The 1,070-nt window shown below is 46.2% G+C and carries 1 protein-coding gene; it reads right to left on the reverse strand.

The window, feature by feature from the left end; genetic code table 11:
• Positions 1-928: pyruvate kinase (gene pyk, locus R7E47_RS25200; RefSeq protein WP_318085538.1), on the reverse strand; the 928-nt coding region annotated here is incomplete at its 3' end.
• Positions 929-1,070: the final 142 nt, after the last annotated feature.

Below are 1,070 nucleotides of genomic sequence, written 5' to 3' on the forward strand. Positions count from 1 at the left end.
CCAAAACGGCGTTTGCTACGTCCATGACTTCTGCACGCGTTGGCATTGGGCTATTGATCATCGATTCCATCATTTGAGTTGCAGTAATGACGACGCGGTTCAAACTGCGAGCTCGACGAATGAGTTTTTTCTGAACACCGATCAGCTCAGGATCGCCAATCTCAACGCCTAAATCGCCGCGAGCGACCATCACGACGTCAGAAGCTAGGATGATATCGTCAATCGACTCGCTCGTGGCGACGGTTTCTGCACGTTCTACTTTTGCGACGAGTTTTGCTTCTAAGCCGGCATCCCGGGCCAAGCGTCTGGCATAGTGCATGTCCTCGCCATTGCGTGGGAAAGAAATGGCCAAATAGTCGACCTTAATTTCTGCGGCTGTGATGATGTCAGCTTTGTCTTTTTCCGTGAGTGCATCGGCTGATAAGCCACCGCCTTTTTTGTTGATGCCCTTGTTATTGGATAATGGGCCACCAACGGTCACACGGGTATGGACTTTATTTCCTTCTACGCTGGTGACTTGCAATTGAACTCTGCCATCATCAAGCAGTAGAATGTCGTTCGGTGAAACATCTTGAGGCAGTTCTTTGTAATCCAAACCAACGGATTCTTGGTTCCCTTCGCCTTTTGGTAAGTCGCTATCTAGTGTGAATTTATCGCCGACTTTGAGTGTGATTTTACCGTCTTTAAAGGTCGCAACACGAATTTTAGGTCCCTGTAAATCGCCAAGAATGGCAACCTGACGCCCTAATCTTGCGGCAATCGCGCGTACTTTTTTAGCGCGTTGAATGTGGTCTTCACTTGTACCGTGAGAAAAGTTCATACGAACGACGTTCGCACCAGCTTTAATGATCTCCTCCAGTACATTGTCTTTATCAGTTGAAGGGCCAAGAGTGGTGACAATTTTCGTTCTTCTTAATTTGGAAGTCATAAATTCTCCGAAGAATGCAGGTGTAGGACAAGGTAACTCAAATTTTATTCTTACTTAATCTAACCACTGTCGAGGTCAGTATTTTCTAAGCTCGATGCCAGTTAGGTATAAGTATATGCACAGATTGTTTGCATGAAGAGTG

This window comes from Vibrio sp. Vb1026 (genome assembly GCF_033338745.1).
Classification (GTDB): domain Bacteria; phylum Pseudomonadota; class Gammaproteobacteria; order Enterobacterales; family Vibrionaceae; genus Vibrio; species Vibrio alginolyticus.